This is a genomic window from Streptomyces sp. NBC_00212 (assembly GCF_045206365.1).
In the GTDB taxonomy this organism is placed as follows: Bacteria; Actinomycetota; Actinomycetes; order Streptomycetales; family Streptomycetaceae; genus Streptomyces.
The window spans coordinates 1,560,885-1,578,266 of the sequence record NZ_CP108115.1 but is presented as its reverse complement, the minus strand read 5'-3'; the positions used below and the strand labels follow the sequence as shown (position 1 = coordinate 1,578,266).

Below are 17,382 nucleotides of genomic sequence, written 5' to 3'. Positions count from 1 at the left end.
GTGTGCCAGCATCCGCAAGGAGGCAGATATGTCGATGCTCGACAAGCTGAAGGGCCTGCTCAAGGGTCACGAGGACACCGCGCGGCAGGGAGTCGAAAAGGCCGGCGACGCCTTCGACGCCAAGACGGGCAACAAGTACCAGAGCCAGGTCGACATGGCCCAGCAGAAGATCAACGAGCAGCTGGGCTCCGACAAGCCGCAGGACACCCCTCCGCAGAGCTAGATCCCGAGAGCTGGGTCCCGCACGGTCGCGACCACGACTCCGCCCCCGCCGATCCCCGAGGATCGCGCGCGAGGGCGGGTCAGTGGTGCCCGGCGCCCGACCCGGCTCGATGTGCCAGTTCGGGTCGGTATGTCAAGAGGAGTCACCCGGTAGAGCGGACCTGCCCGGGGTTCCTGCACGTAACGGGCATAGCTGGGCAGAGTGGTCCTCGTGCCGTCCGCCTCCCTCGCCGCCCTGCGCCGCGTCCTCGTGGTGCTGTCGGTGCTCTGCGCGCTGTTCGGGGCGACGCCCGGAGTGCAGGCGTGCGAGGAGCGGACGGTGGACGCGGCCGCGGTGTCGGTCGCCCCCGAACCGTCGAGCGAGGGCGTCCAGGACGCGGCCGAAGCGGTACTTCCCGTACAGCCGTTCCGGCCCGCGCGGCCGGTCCGCCCGCCGGTGGCCGAGGCGCCGCGACCGGAATCCGTGTCGCCGCCCTCCGCCGCGTACGACAACGCCCGTCGGCCCGCTGCCGCGACGGGCGTTCGCTGTGTGGTGCTGCGCTGCTGACCGTTCCGTACGGAACCGGATCGGTCAGTCAACTCACCTATGCAGCAAGGTGGTTCAGTGATGCCCATCGACCCGTTCGCGGCGCTCAACGCCATGATCCGAGCCGAGGCCGCCCGCGTCCGGCCCGTCGGGACCGGTACGCCCAAGAAGGGAATGAAGACGACAGAGAGGCGGGAGGAGCGCCCGAAGGAGGAGCGCCAGAGGAGCTAGAACCGTGAGGTGGGCGCCCGGATTCTCTCGGGCGTCCACCGCTCACGCACCCGCCCTCCGCGCCAGCTCCAACGCGTACTGCGGCCACCACTGCCCCGCGCCCGGCCCGCCCCGGCAGTCGCCGTCCGATTCGCCGGGGCGCTTGATCCACAGGTAGGCGTCGATCAGCGGATCGCCCGTGGTCGCCGTGGGCGGGGTGCCGAGGGCCCGGCCGGGCGGGTTGCACCAGGAGTCGCTGCCCGCGTACGGGCCGTTGCCGTTGCGGCTGGTGTCGACGACGAAGTGCTTGCCGCCGAGCGCGGCCGAGAGCCGGTGCCCGTACGCGGCGCTGGACGCGTTCGTCTGGAACGCGGAGACGTTGAGCGAGAACCCGTCCGCCTTGCCCACGCCCGCCCGGACCAGCTCGTCCGCCAGGGTCGACAGGTCGGTGATCCAGTCGGAGTGCCCGGCGTCCAGATACACCTTCGTCGCCGGTCCCCGCTTCAACTGCCCTACGGCGTACGCGAGGAGAGCGAGGCGCTCCTTCGAGGGGGCGGACTCGCAACCGTCCACCAGGTGCGCGACCGCGTCCGGCTCGACGATCACCAAGGCCGGGCGCTCGCCGATGCCGCGCGCGAACGCGTCGATCCACAGCCGGTAGCCGGCCGCGCCGTCGGCGCCGCCCTGCGAGTCGCCGTCGCAGTCGCGGTGGGGGATGTTGTACGCGACGAGGACCGGGACCCGTCCGGCGAGCGCGGCGGCACTCGTGACGCCCCGCACCGACTGCTCGACCCCCTCGGGCGGCGGCCATTCCGCCTGCGGCCGCAGCGAGATGCGCTCGATGAGCGCGGCGTCCGCGGTGCGCCCGGCCCGGCGCCACTCGGCGGCCTGCGTGGCGGCCGAGCTCACCGGGTTCACCCAGTACGGGCGGGGTTGGGGATCGCCGGGCGCGGCCCGCGGGGCGGCGAACCCGAGTGAGAGCGCGGCGGCGAGCGCCGCGAGACAGCAGCCGATGCGGGAGCGTGACCAGCCGGACATGGGACTCCAGGAATGCCGAACCCACCAATACGCGGAGATCTTGGCACCCGGAGCCCGCCTCGCGCCCGGATCGAGGGCCGTACGGGGGAACGGCCACGAAAGGACAAGCCCGTATGCGGGTCAGTCCGCGTCGCGTACGTGGACGTGGCCGTCCCTGGGGTAGCGGGGCGGGTAGGCGGGGAGGATCCGGTCGAGGCGGTAGCCGGTCTTCTCCGCGACGCGGCACGAGGCCAGGTTGTCGACCTGGTGGAGCAGTTCGAGGCGGCGCAGCCCGTCACCGGCGAAGGCGTCGAAGGCCCACCCCGAGAGCGCTTCCAGGGCGCGCGGGGCCACGCCCTGGCCGCGGGCGTGGGCCATGGTCCAGTAGCCGACCTGGCCGACTTCACGGCCCTCTTCGTTCCACTTGAGGGAGATGTTGCACAGCAACTTGCCGTATCCGCCGCCGAGTCGGGCCTCGCAGACCGCGAAGCTGAGCCGCTTCCCGGTCTCCCCGCCCTCCCACTGCCTTTCGAGCCATCGCAGCGCGTCCTTGGAGGTCTCCATCGCGGTGGTCGTCCAGCGGGCTATCTCGGGGTCGCGGTACGCCTCGATCACAGCCTCGGCGTCGTCCGCAAGCCAGGGCCGCAGCACGAGCCCGCCCGACGTCGCCGTCGCCTCCACCCGCAGAGTCATCGTCATTCCCGTCCTCCTCGCAACGCGGTCCCTTTTCCCTAGCCGCATGCGTAAGAGTACGGAGGTGAGGCGGGCGGTTAAGAAGGGGCCCGACCTGCTCAACAGCTGGGTGGGGGCCGGTTGTTGCGGACGTTTTCAGTCCGCTCCCGTGGACGGTGTCGCTCCGCGAGGAGTTCCGCGACGGCTTTCGCGGTCCACAGGCCCGCCGTGCCCGGGCAGTCCGCCAAATAGGCGGTGACCACGTCCTCGTCCCAAGTACCCGCTTCCAGCAGCCCCATGGCCAGGTGCCGGAGGTAGGCGGCCGAGGGGGCTGCCCAGGCGACCTCGTCCATGCGCCAGGGGGCGGTGAACGTGAGCACGGGCCGGCCGTCGAGCCGGCCCGTACAGACGAGGGTTTCGTACCGCCCGTCGCCCAGCACCGCCCGTCCCGTGCTCAGCACCTCGCCGAGGTCGAGGTCCGCGCCGGGGTCCCCGTACATCTCCTGCGCCGCGATGTCGGCGAACTGACCCGCCGAGACCAGGTGGCCGCGGGCCAGCACGAGGCCGTCCGCATCGGGATCGTAGAAGGCCCGGCCGCCCTGCCAGACCGGCGACCGGGTCGCGAAGTAGAGCGCCCCGCGCAGCTCCACCGAGACGGACTCGGTGGGCGGCCGGCGGTCCCGGCACCCCGGGTACGCCCGGGCCGCGCCCGGCGGCCGCCCGCCTTCGATGTAGTGGGCGAGCCGGTCGAGATGCATGTTGGAGCCGTACGAGGCGTACCAGACCATCCCGCCCGCGCCGACCGGACCACCTGCGGCCGAGCTGTCGTCCACCCCGTCACCTCTCCATTACCTCTGCGGTAATCGACCCCCTCGCCGTCCCCCGGCAGAGTTGGGGACATCGGGACCCGGGCGGCGCACTCCGGTCGGGTCCCGGGTTTCTGACCAGGCATCACATACGTCACGGAGGCTGATTTCCATGTCCGAGAACCGTTACGAGACCGCCGTCGCCCGCTACTTCGAGGCCTGGAACGCCGGCTCGGCCGAGGATATCGCCAAGGCCGTCGCCGCGGCGTGGACCGAGGACGGGTCCTACACCGACCCCCTCGCCGAGGTCGCCGGCCACGACGGGGTGGCCGCCGTGATCGCCGGGGCGCACGCCCAGTTCCCGGGGTTCGAGTTCCGGCTGCTCGGCGCGGTCGACGGCCATCACGACGTCGCCCGCTTCGGGTGGGAGCTGGTGTCGGCCGCCGACGGCTCGGCCCCGGTCGCCGGATTCGACGTGATCGCCCTCGCCGAGGACGGCCGCATCCGTACCGTGGCCGGATTCCTCGACCGCGTACCGGCTACGGCATGAGCGACTGAAGGTACTTCGCCGTCTCCGGGTCGGCCGGCAGGAACGTCTCGATGGCCAGCTCGGAGACGGTGACGTCCATCGGCGTGTTGAACGTGGCGATGGTCGATATGAAGGAAAGCACCGTCCCCGCGTGCTCGATGCGCAGCGGCAGCGCGAAGGGGAACACCGGGCCGGCCCCCGCATCACCCGGCTCCTCCCGGCCGGCCGGCACGGGGTGGGCGGCGACCTCGTCGTACAGCACGCGCAAGGTGTCGCTGCGCAGCAGCGCGATCTGCCGCTCCATCTGTTCGAGGAGGTGGCCGCGCCACTGCGGCAGGTTGCGGATGCGCGGGGCGAGGCCCTCGGGGTGGAGGGTCAGGCGCATCGCGTTCACCGGCGGCGCCAGCAGGTGCCCGGCCACGCCTTCGAGCAGCATCTCCATGCCCCGGTTCGCGGCGAGCACCGTGTACGTCGCGTCCACCATCAGCGCCGGGTACGGATCGTAGGCCTGGAGCAGCCGCTCCATTCCCTCGCGCAGGGAGCTCATCGACGGGTCGTCGAGCGGGGTCTGCGCGTAGTGCGGGGCGTAACCGGCCGCCAGGAGAAGCGCGTTGCGCTCGCGGACCGGCACATCCAGGTGCTCGGAGAGGCGCAGGATCATCTCCTCGCTGGGGCGGGACCTGCCGGTCTCGATGAAGCTGATGTGCCGGGCCGACGACTCGGCGCGCAGCGCGAGCTCCAGCTGGCTGATCCGGCGCTGCTCGCGCCAGCCGCGCAGCATCGCCCCTACTCCCGTTTCGAGTGCGGCAGTTGTCATAGCTCAGACATTAACCCGAGCCTGTGACAACGCCTCCGGGTGTCCCGCAGCGGGCCCCTTGCCGCGGCGCCTCAGCGCCCAGCCCGCGAGGACCGCGCCCGCCGCGACCCCGTACGCCGTGGTCGGTACGGGGAAGTCCGGCGCGGCCGGAGTCGTCACATAGGCGGCCGCGCCCGCGGCGGCGACGGTGAGCCACTCCCACCGCCCGTCCAGGGCCACGAGGGCGACCAGGAGCAGCGCGTACCAGGAGTAGCCCGGCGTGAGCAGCAGGAAGGACCAGCCGAGCAGCAACAGGGCGCCGGACCAGGGGCGTTCGGGGTTTTTGCGCCGCAGCACGTATGCGGTCACCGCGAGCAGGACGGCGAGGGTGACCGGCAGGGACCAGCTGTCGGGCAGCACCAGGCGCAGCAGCGCGAACCGGCCCCGCGCGGAGGGATCGTCGTACCCCTCCTCCTCCGTGTAGCCGCCGAGATAGCCGAACACCGAGGAGTGGGAGGCGAGCGCGTACGGGAGGTAGGAGAGCGCGATCACGCCGACCGTCGACAGGATCACGGTGACCGGCCGCCGCCGCAGGACCGCGGGCAGGACCACGGCGGGCAGCAGCTTCACCGCGACACCGGCGCCGATCAGCGCCCCGCCCGCCGCGGCCCGCAGCCGCCCGATCGCGGGACGGCCCGTCAGCGTGCCGAGCCCCGCGACCGTCAACAGCACGGCCAGGCCGTCGATGTGGGCGTTGTTGACCGCCTCCACGGGCACGGCCGGACACCACGCCCAGTACGCCACGGCCGGCACCGGCGCGGTAGTCCCGTCCTGGCCGCGCCGCCGGACGATCCGCAACAGCCCGAGCGTGGTGCCCACCGCGAACAGGGCGCCGCCGATCTGCAGCGGCTTGAGGCGGGCGGAGCCTGGCGTGATCTCGTCCATCAGCAGGTAGTACGCCTCGGCGACGGGCGGGTAAATGGTGTGTACGGACGGCCTGTTGAGGAGCGTGCAGCCGCCGTCCACCGGGGCGTGGTCCGGCAGCGCGCACTGCGCCGGGTCCGTCGGGAACAGCCAGCGGTCGCGCAGCCCGGCGAGCTCGCGGTCGGCCGGAGCGTGGTCGTACGGGGAGATCCCGGCCGCCTGCACCCGGCCGTCCCAGGCGTACCGGTAGGCGTCCGTGCTGGTGCGCGGGGGAGCGAGGAGGCCGGTCGCGGCCACCGCGATCCCGCCCGCGACGATCAGGGCGGCCTGGTGGCGGACCGGCACCTTGCGCACCGACCAGGCGGCCGCGGCGAACAGCAGCCAGGCCGCCGCGTACCACCAGGAGAGCCCGCCCGGGTCGGTGGCGTAGCCGTCGCGGCGGACGGTGAGGGCGAGCACGACGGTGAGCGCGGCGAGCAGGGCTGCGGTGCATGCGGTACGTCCATGGGTCACCCCGCGAGCCTCGCACCTGTGAACCGCTCCGGACGGCAGGCCGCCCCCGCCGTCCGCGAACCGTAAGGTTCTGCCGGGCGCGCGGGGGCGGATTGCTCGGCTACCGGATTACTGCCAGCCGCCGTAGGGAACGGTCAGGAGTTCCAGCCAGTGACCTGAAGGATCGGGGAAATAAACCCCGCGGCCGCCGTCGTTGTGATTGATCTCGTTCGGATGCTGCCGGTGCGGATCAGCGAAGAACGGAAGCTTCAGATCCGTGATCTTCTGGAATGCGGCATCAAATTCCTCCTCGGACACGAGGAACGCGTAATGCTGCGCTGGAATATCGGTGCCCTCGGGCACCGTGGCGAAGTCGAGAGTGACTCCGTTGCTGGTCGTGACGGGGATGAAAGGCCCCCATTCCTTGCCGACCTCAAGGCCGAGCATGTCGCCCAGGAATTCTGCGGACACTCGATTGTCGCGGGAAGCGATGATGGTGTGATTCAACTGTACTGACACGGTGGAATGCCTCCATCAGGCATCTCACAGACACCTCCATGTCTCACCCGGCCGGTGACCGACACGCGATGCTGCCCAAAGATCCTAACCACATGCCCGTGTTCCTGTCACGGTATTGATTGCGTCATCACATTCCCGCTCCGGACGGCGGCGTTCGCGAACCGTAAGGTGTCCAGGCACCCCGAACCGGGTCCCGTCGGGGTGGGATGGAGGCATGACGCCACGACTTCCCGCAGTGCGACCGCCCGTCTTCAAGGGCCGACTGCACGACGCGCGCACGGCGACCTCGATCGGCCGCTGGCTGGGGGTCGCGATCGCGATCTGCTTCGGCACCGGACTCATCAGCCACTACCTCCAGCACCCGCCCGGATGGCTGGCGGACTACTTGCCCAGCAGGCCCAGCTGGGGGTACCGGCTCACCCAGGGCCTGCACGTGGCGTCCGGCATCGCCGCGATCCCCCTGCTGCTCGCCAAGCTCTGGACGGTGTACCCGAGGCTGTTCGCATGGCCGCCGCTGCGTTCCGTACGCCATGCGCTGGAGCGCCTCTCGGTCGCGGTCCTCGTCGCGGGCGCCGTCTTCGAACTGCTCACGGGGCTCCTGAACACGGTGCAGTGGTATCCGTGGCCGTTCAACTTCGTGCCGGTGCACTTCGCGGTGGCGTGGCTGCTCGCCGGGGCCCTGCTGCTGCACATCGCCGTCAAGTACCCGGAAATCAAAGCGCATTGGAGCCGCAGGTCGTCCGGCACGCTGGCGCTGCCCGCGGCCGACGGCCCCGACCGGCGCTCCTTCCTGACCGGCGTGACGGCCGCCGTCGGCGCGGTCACCCTGACCACCGTCGGTCAGTCCCTCACCCCGCTGAAAACCTTCGACGTACTCGCTCCGCGCCACCCCGACCACGGGCCGCAGGGCCTCCCGGTCAACCGGACCGCCGCCACCGCCGGAGTCGGCCGAGTCGACGCCTCCGCCTACCTGTTGACGGTGGACGGCCCCCGCCCGTACACCCTCACCCTCGCCGAACTGTCCGCGCTCACCCAGCACGAATCCGTGCTGCCCATCGCCTGCGTCGAAGGCTGGAGCAAGTCCGCGCACTGGAGCGGCGTGCGCATGACCGACCTGCTGCGCCGGGCCGGCGCAGCACCGGACGCGCGGGTGCGGGTGACCTCCCTGGAGAAGTACGGCTCGTACCGGGTGATGGAGATGGGCCGTGAGTACGCCCACGACCCGCTCACCCTGCTCGCCCTCGGGCTCAACGGGCAGACCCTGGCGCCCGACCACGGCTACCCCGCCCGCATCATCGCGCCGAACCGCCCCGGCGTGCTGCAGACCAAGTGGGTCACCCGGCTGGAGGTGCTGTGATGCGCACGGTGGTGGGCGCGGCGGGGCTCGCGCTGATGGCGTTCGGCGGACTGCTGGTCTGGGACCAGACCACACGCTGGGACGTGCTGATCTGGCTGGCCGGGGGCGTCGTCCTGCACGACGGGGTGATCGCGCCGCTGGTCCTCGGACTGGGATTCATGCTCGGCGGCCTGAAGAACCGCGGCCTGGTCCGTGGCGCCCTGCTGACCGCGGGCTGCCTCACCCTGGTCGCCCTCCCGGTGCTGCTGCGCCCCCTCCCGACGGCCAACTCCTCGGTCCTGCCGCTGGATTACGTACGCGGCCTGCTGATCTCCCTCGCGGTGGTGGCCGTGCTCGCGGTGCTGCTCGGCGCGGGGCGCTGGGCCCGGGGGAGGGCGGGCGAGCCGGACGATCCGGAGCGCTGATACGGGATCGGGGCCATCGGTCAGTCCGCGCCCCCCGCCGCCCGCATCGGCTCCGCCGTCTCCCACACGCTCTGGAAGGCGAGGCGCAGGCAGGCCGCCAGCGCCGGGTGCTCGATGTACAGGGCGGTCGTGGAACCCGTCCCCGCCACCGGGTCCGGCATGTCGCACAGCACCAACGAGGCGTCCGCGATGACCAGTTTGAGCGGCAGGCGCTGGGTGAAGCGGGCCTCCTCGCCGGCCTCGGCGAACCGCCGCACGTTCTCCAGGACCTCCGCGTCGGCCAGCGCGTCGTGCGTGTACACCGCCCGCACCGTGCCCTTGGCTCGCCTCAGCCGCCGTGTCGCCTTGATCCCGGACGTGTTGGCGGCCGGGGCCACGAACGGGGGCATGCAGAACGTGAGGAGCTCCGAGTCGGCCTGCTCCTGGATGTCCGCGAAGCGCTCGGCGATCTGCCGCTGGTCGCGCAGCACCTCGATGTAGTCCAGCGGATCGGTGTGCGCCCGGCCGTCCGCCCACAGCGGGAGAAGGAGCGAGGTGAGACCCGTCGACAGCTTCTCCAGCCTTTCCAGGGACTCCCTCTGACGGTTCATCAGGCGGGTGACGGCGAGCTCCGGGGCGACCGCCGTGAACGTGGCGACGCGCCCCCGGTGGGCCACCGCGAGCTGGGCGCGGACCAGGCCGTCGAGGACGTCGTAGATACGCTGCCGGGGCACCTCGGCCTCCCGCGCCACCTGCGCCGCGGTGTAGGAGTCGCGCCTGACGAGGGCGAGATAGACCCGTGCCTCGTAGCGGGAGAGGCCCAGCTCGACGAGGTCGCTGACCGACCCCTCATCCGGCTCCATGCGCATCCCCGTCCGACTCCATGTGCGTCCTCCTCGGCTCAGCTGCCCGCCACCGTATACACGTACACCCGGCTCTGAGCAGCCCTGTGATCCTTTGGGAATTCCCCGGCGGGCGCGACCGGAGATCCATCCCTTTTCGAGGGCAAGGCTTTGCCCGGGGCTTGCCAAAGGCTGTTGTCGACCCCGTCGGCCGTCGCTACCTTCATCCCTGCCACCACTTGAGCGGGTGGCAGTTTTCGCGAGGTGCCACTGTCATGCACTGATCAGGCAAGGCCGCACCCGCTGATCACGTGCACATACGTACCGCCGAACGTGCCGCACACGTACCGCCGATCGCACACGCAGCACAGGCGCCACACACGTACTGCCGATCACCCCGCACGGATACCGCCGAACGTCCGCACACGTCTTGCCGCACGCGCCGGATCCGCCCTGCAGCTCACCCAGCTCCATCCCCGCACCTCCGCTCGCCCCGATCCGGCGAACCGACCCCCCATGGAGGGCAGTTCCTTGTACTCGAAGAGACCCTTCGGCCTACCCAGATTCACCCGCCGGGCCGCCACCGCCGCGCTGTCCGCGGCGGCCCTGGTCACCGGTGGACTCATCGCCGTGGCCCCGTCCGTAAGCGCCGCCACGCAGGCCGACAGTGCCCAGCCCGCCAACACCCAGCGGCTGTGCGACAAGGCCGCCAAGGCCGGCGTGATGTCCTGCCTGGCCCTGGCCCGCACCGATGTGCAGCACCACCTCGGCATATCCCCGAACGCCGCCCCCTCCGGGTACGGCCCCACCGACCTGCAGAGCGCCTACGCCCTGTCGTCGAGCGCGGGCGCGGGTGCGACGGTGGCGATCGTCGACGCGCAGGACGACCCGAACGCCGAGTCGGACCTGGCCACCTACCGCTCGCAGTACGGACTGCCCGCCTGCACCACCGCCAACGGCTGCTTCAAGAAGGTCGACCAGAACGGCGGCACCAACTACCCGACCGCGGACTCGGGTTGGGCCGGCGAGATCTCCCTCGACGTCGACATGGTCAGCGCCGTCTGCCCGCAGTGCCACATCCTGCTCGTCGAGGCCAACACCGCGAGCATGGACGACCTGGGTGCCGCGGTGAACCGCGCGGTCACCATGGGCGCCAAGTACGTCTCCAACAGCTACGGCGGCAGCGAGGACTCCACCGACCCGACCTCCGACGCCTCCTACTTCAACCACCCGGGCGTCGCCATCACCGTCTCCTCCGGTGACAGCGGCTACGGCGTCGAGTACCCGGCGGCCTCCCAGTACGTGACCTCCGTAGGAGGCACCTCACTCAGCCGCGCGAGCAACGCCCGCGGCTGGTCCGAGTCGGTCTGGGGCACCAGCTCCGGCGGCCAGGGCGCCGGTTCCGGCTGCTCCGCCTACGACCCGAAGCCGTCCTGGCAGCACGACACCGGCTGCGCCAAGCGCACCGTCGCCGACGTCTCCGCGGTCGCCGACCCCGCCACCGGCCTCGCGGTGTACGACAGTTACCAGGCCAGCGGCTGGAACGTGTACGGCGGCACCAGCGCCTCCTCGCCGATCATCGCCGGCGTGTACGCCCTCGCCGGCACCCCGGCCGCGAACACCAACCCGGCGTCCTACCCGTACGCCCACACCGGTTCGCTGAACGACGTCACCTCCGGCGCCAACGGCAGCTGCGGCAACTACCTGTGCAAGGCGGGTACGGGCTACGACGGCCCCACCGGCCTCGGCACCCCGAACGGCACCGCGGCCTTCACCGGCGGCACCAGCACCGGCAACACCGTCTCGGTGACCAACCCCGGCAACCAGTCGACGCAGGTCAACACCGCGGCCTCGCTCCAGATCCAGGCGACCGACTCCGCCAGTGGCCAGACGCTGACCTACAGCGCCACCGGTCTCCCCGCGGGCCTGTCCATCAACGCCTCGACCGGTCTGATCTCCGGCACCCCGACCACCGCCGGATCCTCCAACGTGACGGTCACGGCCAAGGACACCACCAACGCCAGCGGCTCGACGTCCTTCACCTGGAACGTCACCACCGCGGGCGGCGGCTGCACCGCGACCCAGCTGCTCGGCAACCCCGGCTTCGAGACCGGCAGCGCCGCACCCTGGTCGGCGACGGCGGGCGTCATCGACAACTCCAGCGGCGAGGCCGCGCACTCCGGCTCGTGGAAGGCCTGGCTCGACGGCTACGGCTCCAGCCACACCGACTCGCTGTCCCAGACGGTGAGCATCCCGGCCGGCTGCCACGCCACCCTCACCTACTACCTGCACATCGACACCAAGGAGACGACCGGTTCCACCCCCTACGACAAGCTGACGGTGACGGCCGGTTCGACCACCTTGGCGAGCTACTCCAACCTCGACAAGAACACCGGCTTCGCGCAGAAGTCCTTCGACCTCTCCTCGTTCGCGGGGCAGACGGTGACCCTCAAGTTCAACGGTGTGGAGGACAGCAGCCTGGCCACGTCGTTCGTCGTCGACGACACGGCGGTCAACGTGAGCTGACCTGAACACGTGAAGGGCGGGGCGGGGGCTCACTCCCCACCCCGCCCTTTCGTACGTTCCCACCCTTCGCGGTCAGAGGGGCGCACCCCTGCCGCGCCGAAGGGCCACGAACGGGCGCCCCGCCGCGGTCCAACGCCCGGCCGGGCGCCAGCCGAGCGGGCGGGCACAGGACAGCAGCGCGTTCGTGCCCAGCCGCGCCCAGGGGAAGTCACCACCCGCCGCACCGCTCGCATCGGCGACCCGGACCCGCATCCGCTCATCGATCTCGTACGGGGCGGTCTCGGCCAGCAGCAGGCCGCCGGGGACGACGAGTTGGGCCACCCGGGCGAGCAGCGCCGTCGGGTCACCGCCGATCCCGACATTCCCGTCGACGAGCAGCGCGGTGTCCCAGCGCCCCTCGCCCGGCAGCCGGTCGAAGACCGAGCGGCACAGCGCGCTGCCGCCCCAGTCGCGCGTGCGGCGGACCGCTTCGGGGCTCACGTCGACGCCGAGCGCGGCGACCCCCTCGGCGGCGAGGGCTGCCACCAGGCGGCCGGGCCCGCAGCCGATGTCAAGGACCGCGCCCCCGCACCGGCGCAGCACCGTACGGTCCGCCAAGTCCGGCTCCGCACACCAGCGTTCGACCTCCAGCGGCAGCAGCCAGCCGTCGGGCCGGCGCAGGAACAGCGGGCCGCGCCCGGACCGCAGCGCATCGGTGTACGGGTCGGCGTGCCAGGCGGCCGGGGCGGTGGCGGAGAGCGCTCTCACCATGTGCGGGGCCCGGCGGTGAGGGAGTCGGCCGCCGGGGGCTGGATTGCCGGGGGGCCGGTTGGGGTCCCGCCCGCCAGGGACCGGGCGAAGCGGCCGTGCGGGGCCTCGGCCGCCACCAGTCGGGCGTCCCGGGCGGTGTCCACATCCCGTAGCCGAGCCAGCTCACGCACCGTGAGCCCGGCGTCGTACAGCCGCTGCCGCTGGACGCGTCCGGTCTCGGCGACCGACATCGGCACCCCGCGCAGCAGCGACGGGTCGGGCTCGGTCAGGCCGAGGGCCCAGAACCCGCCGTCCACGGCCGCGCCGAACCACGCATCGCCGGGCCGGGGGTCCGCGAGCGCGGGCGCGAGCAGCGCCGGGCTCACCTGCGGGGTGTCCATGCCGATCAGCAGCGCGGGCCCGGTGCACGCCGCGAACGCCGCCGCGATCCGCTCGTCCAGGCCGCCCGCACACTGCGGCACCACCTCGATGCCGGGCGGAAGCCATGGCCCCGGCTCGCCGTCGAGTACCAGAAGCCTTCTGCGTACGGGGGTGGCGAGCACCGCGTCGAGGGTGTCGGCCAGCGACGCCTCGGCGATCCGGGCCGCCTCCTGGGGGGTGTACGGCGGGGTGAGCCGCGTCTTGACCCGGCCGGGCACGGGGGCCTTCGCGAGGACGATCAGCGTCGTGCCCGACACCGGCCGGCCCGCCGCCCCGGTCATCGGGCGACCGCCGACGTACACGCCGCCACGGGCGGCTCGGCCAGCACCTTGCGCATGTCGTGCACCGCCTGCCAGGTGCCCCGCCACGTCCCGGTGACCTTGGACTTCCCGGCGCGCGGCAGGTACGGAACCTCGTGTTCGGCCACCCGCCACCCCGCGTCCGCCGCCCGCACCACCATCTGGAGCGGGTAGCCGCTGCGCCGGTCGGTGAGGCCGAGCCCGAGCAGCGCCTCGCGGCGCGCGGCCCGCAGCGGCCCCAGGTCGTGCAGGCGCAGCCCGGTGCGGCGCCGCAGCATCCGCGCGAGGGCCAGGTTCCCGGCCCGCGCGTGCAGCGGCCAGGCGCCGAACCCCTGCGGCCGCCGCCGGCCGAGCACCAGGTCGGCGGCGCCGGACGCCACCTCCCGTACGTAGGGGACGAGCTCGCCCGGATCGAGGGAGGCGTCGCAGTCGCAGAAGCAGACGTACTCGGCCTCGGCCGAGAGCAGCCCGGCGTGGCAGGCCGCGCCGAAACCCCGGCGGGGCTCGTGCACGACGGTCGCGCCCAGCGAGCGCGCCACCTCGGGTGAGCCGTCCGACGAGCCGTTGTCGACGACGACGGCCCGCCAGCCGTCCGGGATCCGGGCCAGCACCCAGGGCAGTGCCTCGGCCTCGTCGAGGCAGGGCAGCACGACGTCCACGGTCACCGCGCCCGGTCCGGCAGGGGATGCGGACCGGGACGCGGACGGGGACGGGGTCCGGGACGTGGAAGGTGATGCGGAGGGGGATTCAGTCACGCTCTCACCGTACGAATCCGAACCGGACAAATCGGATATCAGGTTCTTACGAAACGCGGACATCGCCCGCCCGGGGCCCACCCGGCGCAGACGGACGCCCCCGGGCGGTGCGACGCTGGATTCCATGCACAGCACCGAGAGCCGCATCCTCGTCGTCGACGACGATCCGACCGTCGCCGAGGTCGTCACCGGCTACCTGGAACGCGCGGGCCACGCCGTCGACCTCGCCGCCGACGGCCCCGCCGCCCTGCGCGCAGCCACGCAGCACCGTCCTGACCTGGTGGTACTCGACCTGATGCTGCCCGGCATGGACGGCCTGGAGGTGTGCCGCCGACTGCGCGCCACGGCCCCCGTGCCGGTGATCATGCTGACCGCGCGGGGCGACGAGGACGACCGCATCCTCGGCCTGGAGATAGGCGCGGACGACTATGTGACGAAGCCCTTCAGCCCGCGCGAACTCGTCCTCCGCGTCGAATCCGTACTGCGCCGCGCCCGCACCGCCACCGCCCGCCCGGGCCCGCGCGTCTCCCGCTCCGGCATCGCCCTCGACCCGGCCGCCCGCACCGCCTCGAAGGACGGCCACGAACTGGCCCTGACGCTGCGGGAGTTCGACCTCCTCGCCTACCTCCTGGCCCGCCCCGGAGAAGCCATCTCCCGCGAGCGCCTGATGCACGAGGTGTGGGGCTGGGAGTTCGGCGACCTGTCCACGGTGACCGTCCACGTCCGCCGCCTACGAGGCAAGATCGAAACGGACCCGGCGAAGCCAGTGCTGATCCGTACGGTGTGGGGAGTGGGGTACCGCTTCGAGGCGGAGGCTGAGGGGGAGGCCGAGAGGGGTAGTGCTGCGGGTCGTGGGGGCGCGGCACATGGTGCGGGGGCGGCACATGGTGCTGAGCCATATGGGGGCCAGCTACATGTGGACGGGCCACATGGGGACGGGTCACACGTGGACGGGCCACATGGCGCCCAGCCGTATGAGGCCCGGCCATATGGGTCCGAGCCGAGCGGCGCCGAGCCGAGCGGCGCCGGGCCGGACGTGGCAGTACGGCAGGGAGGCAACCATGGGTGACGTTCTGCTCATCGCGCTGTACGCCTTCCTCGGTGCCGCGGCCGCCGGGCTCGGCGGGGCGCTGGCCCTGCGGCTCCTGCGGCACCGCTCGCTCACCGCGTCCGTGGCCGTCGTGGCGGCCGTCGCCGTCATCGCGATGCTGGCCGGCACGCTCGCCGTCGCCTGGGCGATGCTCCTGAACTCCCACGACCTGACGGTGGTGACCGTGGTCGTCGCCATGGCCGCGGTCGCCTCGCTGGCCACCGCGCTGCTGCTCGGCCGCCGGGTCGTGGCCAGCAGTCACCGCCTCGCCCTGGCCGCCCGCTCGTTCGGCGACGGCGGCAGCTTCGACGCCCCCACGGGGCCCGCCACTGCCGAACTCGCCGCGCTGAGCCGGGAGTTGGCGGCGACCAGCGCGAAACTGACCGAGTCGCGCGAGCGCGAGCGGGCCCTGGAAACCTCGCGGCGCGAACTCGTCGCCTGGATCTCGCACGACCTGCGCACCCCGCTCGCCGGGCTCCGCGCGATGGCCGAGGCCCTCGAAGACGGCATGGCCAAGGATCCCGACCGCTACTTCCGCCAGATCAGAACCGAGGTCGAGCGCCTCAACTCCATGGTCGGCGACCTCTTCGAGCTGTCCCGCATCCACGCGGGAGCGCTCTCCCTCAACCCCGCCCGCATGTCCGTCCACGACCTGATCGGCGACGCTCTGGCGGGCGCGGACCCGCTGGCCCGCGAACACGGGGTACGCCTCGTCGGCGAGCGCGTCGACGCGGTTCCGGTCGAGGTGGACGGCAAGGAGATGACCCGGGTCCTCGCCAACCTCCTGGTCAACGCCATCCGGCACACCCCGGCCGACGGCACGGTCGCGGTGGCCGCCGAGGACCGGGACGGCGCGGTCACGCTCTCCGTGACCGACGGCTGCGGCGGCATCCCCGACGACGACCTGCCCCGCGTCTTCGACACCGGCTGGCGCGGCACCGCGGCGCGCACCCCGCCCGGCGGCGCGGGCCTCGGCCTCGCCATCGTCCGAGGCATCGTGGAAGCCCACTCGGGACGCGCCGAAGTGCGCAACGTGGCGGGCGGCTGCCGTTTCGAACTCACCCTGCCGGTGGCGCCGGCGTAGGCGAGCTACAGGGCGCGGGAAACTGCGCGACCAGCCACCGACGGCCTGCAATCGAAAGCCGCAGCGAAGGGGGGCCGGGCAAGCAGCCCGGCCCCCCTTCCGCGTCCTGGGCCGCGCCAGGCACCGGCGGCTGCCCTACCCCGCCGCCGCGAACTCCGCCATCCCCTCCGCGAACCCGACCGCCGGCTTCCACCCCAGCTCGCTGCGCAGCCGCGCCGAGTCCGCCGTGATGTGCCGTACGTCGCCGAGCCGGTACTCGCCCGTCACCACGGGAGCGGGACCCCCGTGCGCCGAGGCCAGCGCCCGGGCCATCTCGCCCACCGTGTGCGGGGTCCCGCTGCCCGTGTTGTATGCGGTGAGCGCGCCGGGCGGGCGGCTTGAGAGCGCTTCCAGCGCGACCACGTTGGCCGCCGCCACATCCCGTACGTGCACGAAGTCCCGGCGCTGGCGGCCGTCCTCGAAGACCCGGGGTGCCTCGCCGCGTGCCAGCGACGAGCGGAAGAACGAGGCCACCCCCGCATAGGGCGTGTCCCGGGGCATCCCCGGCCCGTACACGTTGTGGTAGCGCAGCGACACCGCCCGTCCGCCGGTCGCCCGGGCCCAGGAAGCGGCCAGGTGCTCCTGCGCCAGCTTGGTCGTGGCGTACACATTGCGCGGGTCGACCGGCGCGTCCTCCGCGACCAGCCCAGGACTCAACTCGGCCTCACAGCAAGGGCATGGGGGCTCGAACCGCCCCGCGTCGAGCCATTCGACCGGCCGCGGCCCAGGGCGTACGACCCCGTGCTCGGGGCACTCGTAGCGGCCCTCCCCGTAGACGACCATCGACCCCGCGAGGACCAGTTCCCGCACTCCCGCGTCGGCCATCGCCGTCAGGAGTACCGCGGTGCCGAGGTCGTTGCAGCTCACATAGGCGGGCGCGTCGGCGAAACCGGTGCCGAGTCCCACCATCGCCGCCTGGTGGCACACCGCGTCCACCCCGACCAGCGCCGCGGCGACGACGTCCGGATCCCGGACGTCGTCCCCCGGCCGGACCGTCCGGTCCAGAACGAGCGGCTCATGGCCGTGTGCGGCCAGTGCTGTGACAATGTGCGAGCCGATGAAGCCCGCGCCTCCCGTGACAAGTACACGCATAGAGGAGACGCTACGGATGCGGAGCCTCCGCG

19 protein-coding genes and 1 pseudogene are annotated in these 17,382 nt (G+C 72.4%); 9 read left to right on the top strand and 11 right to left on the bottom strand.

The annotated features are described in order from the left end of the window. Positions 1–28 precede the first annotated feature (28 nt). The 3 genes from OHA17_RS07295 to OHA17_RS07285 all read left to right on the top strand — a co-directional run bounded on the left by OHA17_RS07295 (position 29) and on the right by OHA17_RS07285 (position 979). Entirely contained in the window at positions 29–223 is a 195-nt protein-coding gene (locus OHA17_RS07295) for an antitoxin (protein ID WP_386031501.1), read from the top strand. Between the two features lie 210 nt (positions 224–433). Then, a complete protein-coding gene (locus OHA17_RS07290) occupies positions 434–769 on the top strand; it encodes a hypothetical protein (protein ID WP_159047928.1) in 336 nt (111 codons plus the stop codon). A gap of 57 nt (positions 770–826) precedes the next feature. Continuing rightward, complete coding sequence (locus OHA17_RS07285; RefSeq protein WP_406505100.1) at positions 827–979, top strand: hypothetical protein; 153 nt, start codon at positions 827–829, stop codon at positions 977–979. A gap of 42 nt (positions 980–1,021) precedes the next feature. Here the strand turns inward: OHA17_RS07285 and OHA17_RS07280 are convergent, their stop codons facing one another. The 3 genes from OHA17_RS07280 to OHA17_RS07270 all read right to left on the bottom strand — a co-directional run bounded on the left by OHA17_RS07280 (position 1,022) and on the right by OHA17_RS07270 (position 3,435). Then, complete coding sequence (locus OHA17_RS07280) at positions 1,022–1,996, bottom strand: glycoside hydrolase family 6 protein (protein ID WP_406505098.1); 975 nt, start codon at positions 1,994–1,996, stop codon at positions 1,022–1,024. A gap of 120 nt (positions 1,997–2,116) precedes the next feature. Next, entirely contained in the window at positions 2,117–2,674 is a 558-nt protein-coding gene (locus tag OHA17_RS07275) for a GNAT family N-acetyltransferase (protein ID WP_406505096.1), read from the bottom strand. A gap of 92 nt (positions 2,675–2,766) precedes the next feature. Further along, on the bottom strand, positions 2,767–3,435 hold the full coding sequence (locus OHA17_RS07270; protein ID WP_406510655.1) for a histone deacetylase: 669 nt from the start codon (positions 3,433–3,435) through the stop codon (positions 2,767–2,769). Between the two features lie 190 nt (positions 3,436–3,625). On the opposite strand from OHA17_RS07270, the gene OHA17_RS07265 reads away from it, so the two are divergent. Next, a complete protein-coding gene (locus tag OHA17_RS07265; protein ID WP_406505095.1) occupies positions 3,626–4,003 on the top strand; it encodes a nuclear transport factor 2 family protein in 378 nt (125 codons plus the stop codon). Here the strand turns inward: OHA17_RS07265 and OHA17_RS07260 are convergent. The 3 genes from OHA17_RS07260 to OHA17_RS07250 all read right to left on the bottom strand — a co-directional run bounded on the left by OHA17_RS07260 (position 3,993) and on the right by OHA17_RS07250 (position 6,713). Next, complete coding sequence (locus tag OHA17_RS07260) at positions 3,993–4,799, bottom strand: helix-turn-helix domain-containing protein (RefSeq protein WP_406505093.1); 807 nt, start codon at positions 4,797–4,799, stop codon at positions 3,993–3,995. The two genes, OHA17_RS07265 and OHA17_RS07260, sit on opposite strands and share 11 nt — an antisense overlap. A 3-nt stretch (positions 4,800–4,802) precedes the next feature. Beyond that, positions 4,803–6,215, bottom strand: a complete 1,413-nt coding sequence (locus OHA17_RS07255; RefSeq protein ID WP_406505091.1) for a glycosyltransferase family 87 protein — start codon at positions 6,213–6,215, stop codon at positions 4,803–4,805. A gap of 108 nt (positions 6,216–6,323) precedes the next feature. Next, the gene (locus OHA17_RS07250; protein WP_398879042.1) at positions 6,324–6,713 is read right to left on the bottom strand and encodes a VOC family protein; all 390 of its coding nucleotides are present in this window, start codon (positions 6,711–6,713) and stop codon (positions 6,324–6,326) included. Positions 6,714–6,927: 214 nt separating this feature from the next. On the opposite strand from OHA17_RS07250, the gene OHA17_RS07245 reads away from it, so the two are divergent. Together OHA17_RS07245 and OHA17_RS07240 are read left to right on the top strand one after the other, a co-directional pair. Continuing rightward, entirely contained in the window at positions 6,928–8,070 is a 1,143-nt protein-coding gene (locus tag OHA17_RS07245) for a molybdopterin-dependent oxidoreductase (RefSeq protein ID WP_406505089.1), read from the top strand. After that, positions 8,070–8,474 carry a hypothetical protein gene (locus OHA17_RS07240; protein ID WP_406505087.1) on the top strand — a complete coding sequence of 135 codons (405 nt, stop codon included), beginning with the start codon at positions 8,070–8,072 and terminating at the stop codon, positions 8,472–8,474. The genes OHA17_RS07245 and OHA17_RS07240 overlap by 1 nt, the downstream gene beginning before the upstream one ends. 20 nt (positions 8,475–8,494) lie before the next feature. Here the strand turns inward: OHA17_RS07240 and OHA17_RS07235 are convergent, their stop codons facing one another. Then, positions 8,495–9,316, bottom strand: a complete 822-nt coding sequence (locus OHA17_RS07235) for a TrmB family transcriptional regulator (protein ID WP_406505085.1) — start codon at positions 9,314–9,316, stop codon at positions 8,495–8,497. A 510-nt stretch (positions 9,317–9,826) separates the two neighbouring features. Here OHA17_RS07235 and OHA17_RS07230 point away from each other — a divergent pair. Further along, the gene (locus OHA17_RS07230; protein ID WP_406505084.1) at positions 9,827–11,821 is read left to right on the top strand and encodes a putative Ig domain-containing protein; all 1,995 of its coding nucleotides are present in this window, start codon (positions 9,827–9,829) and stop codon (positions 11,819–11,821) included. Between the two features lie 72 nt (positions 11,822–11,893). Here OHA17_RS07230 and OHA17_RS07225 read toward each other — a convergent pair whose 3' ends face one another. The 3 genes from OHA17_RS07225 to OHA17_RS07215 are packed head-to-tail and all read right to left on the bottom strand — an operon-like array spanning position 11,894 to position 13,955. Beyond that, positions 11,894–12,571 (bottom strand): class I SAM-dependent methyltransferase, encoded by a 678-nt coding sequence (locus OHA17_RS07225; RefSeq protein ID WP_406505082.1) that lies wholly within the window; start codon positions 12,569–12,571, stop codon positions 11,894–11,896. Continuing rightward, entirely contained in the window at positions 12,565–13,272 is a 708-nt protein-coding gene (locus tag OHA17_RS07220) for a DUF2064 domain-containing protein (RefSeq protein WP_406505080.1), read from the bottom strand. The genes OHA17_RS07225 and OHA17_RS07220 overlap by 7 nt, the downstream gene beginning before the upstream one ends. Continuing rightward, positions 13,269–13,955: a glycosyltransferase family 2 protein gene (locus tag OHA17_RS07215; protein WP_406510653.1), complete on the bottom strand. Its 687-nt coding sequence runs from the start codon at positions 13,953–13,955 to the stop codon at positions 13,269–13,271. Before OHA17_RS07215 ends, OHA17_RS07220 begins: the two co-directional genes overlap by 4 nt. A gap of 214 nt (positions 13,956–14,169) precedes the next feature. On the opposite strand from OHA17_RS07215, the pseudogene OHA17_RS07210 reads away from it, so the two are divergent. Both OHA17_RS07210 and OHA17_RS07205 read left to right on the top strand, forming a co-directional pair. Further along, a pseudogene (locus OHA17_RS07210) lies at positions 14,170–14,943 on the top strand (response regulator transcription factor); the annotation flags it as partial. Positions 14,944–15,106: 163 nt separating this feature from the next. Further along, a complete protein-coding gene (locus OHA17_RS07205) occupies positions 15,107–16,219 on the top strand; it encodes a sensor histidine kinase KdpD (protein ID WP_053728706.1) in 1,113 nt (370 codons plus the stop codon). Positions 16,220–16,354: 135 nt separating this feature from the next. Here OHA17_RS07205 and OHA17_RS07200 read toward each other — a convergent pair whose 3' ends face one another. Next, positions 16,355–17,350, bottom strand: coding sequence for an NAD-dependent epimerase/dehydratase family protein (locus OHA17_RS07200; RefSeq protein WP_406505077.1), 996 nt, complete (start codon positions 17,348–17,350; stop codon positions 16,355–16,357). Between the last annotated feature and the right edge of the window lie 32 nt (positions 17,351–17,382).

Coding starts and splice junctions, on each gene's coding strand:
- OHA17_RS07295 (WP_386031501.1), top strand. CDS start 29: ATGTCGATGCTCGACAAGCTGAAGGGCCTGCTCAAGGGTCACGAGGAC.
- OHA17_RS07280 (WP_406505098.1), bottom strand. CDS start 1,996: ATGTCCGGCTGGTCACGCTCCCGCATCGGCTGCTGTCTCGCGGCGCTC.
- OHA17_RS07275 (WP_406505096.1), bottom strand. CDS start 2,674: ATGACGATGACTCTGCGGGTGGAGGCGACGGCGACGTCGGGCGGGCTC.
- OHA17_RS07270 (WP_406510655.1), bottom strand. CDS start 3,435: ATGGTCTGGTACGCCTCGTACGGCTCCAACATGCATCTCGACCGGCTC.
- OHA17_RS07265 (WP_406505095.1), top strand. CDS start 3,626: ATGTCCGAGAACCGTTACGAGACCGCCGTCGCCCGCTACTTCGAGGCC.
- OHA17_RS07260 (WP_406505093.1), bottom strand. CDS start 4,799: ATGACAACTGCCGCACTCGAAACGGGAGTAGGGGCGATGCTGCGCGGC.
- OHA17_RS07245 (WP_406505089.1), top strand. CDS start 6,928: ATGACGCCACGACTTCCCGCAGTGCGACCGCCCGTCTTCAAGGGCCGA.
- OHA17_RS07240 (WP_406505087.1), top strand. CDS start 8,070: ATGCGCACGGTGGTGGGCGCGGCGGGGCTCGCGCTGATGGCGTTCGGC.
- OHA17_RS07235 (WP_406505085.1), bottom strand. CDS start 9,316: ATGGAGCCGGATGAGGGGTCGGTCAGCGACCTCGTCGAGCTGGGCCTC.
- OHA17_RS07225 (WP_406505082.1), bottom strand. CDS start 12,571: ATGGTGAGAGCGCTCTCCGCCACCGCCCCGGCCGCCTGGCACGCCGAC.
- OHA17_RS07220 (WP_406505080.1), bottom strand. CDS start 13,272: ATGACCGGGGCGGCGGGCCGGCCGGTGTCGGGCACGACGCTGATCGTC.
- OHA17_RS07205 (WP_053728706.1), top strand. CDS start 15,107: ATGGGTGACGTTCTGCTCATCGCGCTGTACGCCTTCCTCGGTGCCGCG.
- OHA17_RS07200 (WP_406505077.1), bottom strand. CDS start 17,350: ATGCGTGTACTTGTCACGGGAGGCGCGGGCTTCATCGGCTCGCACATT.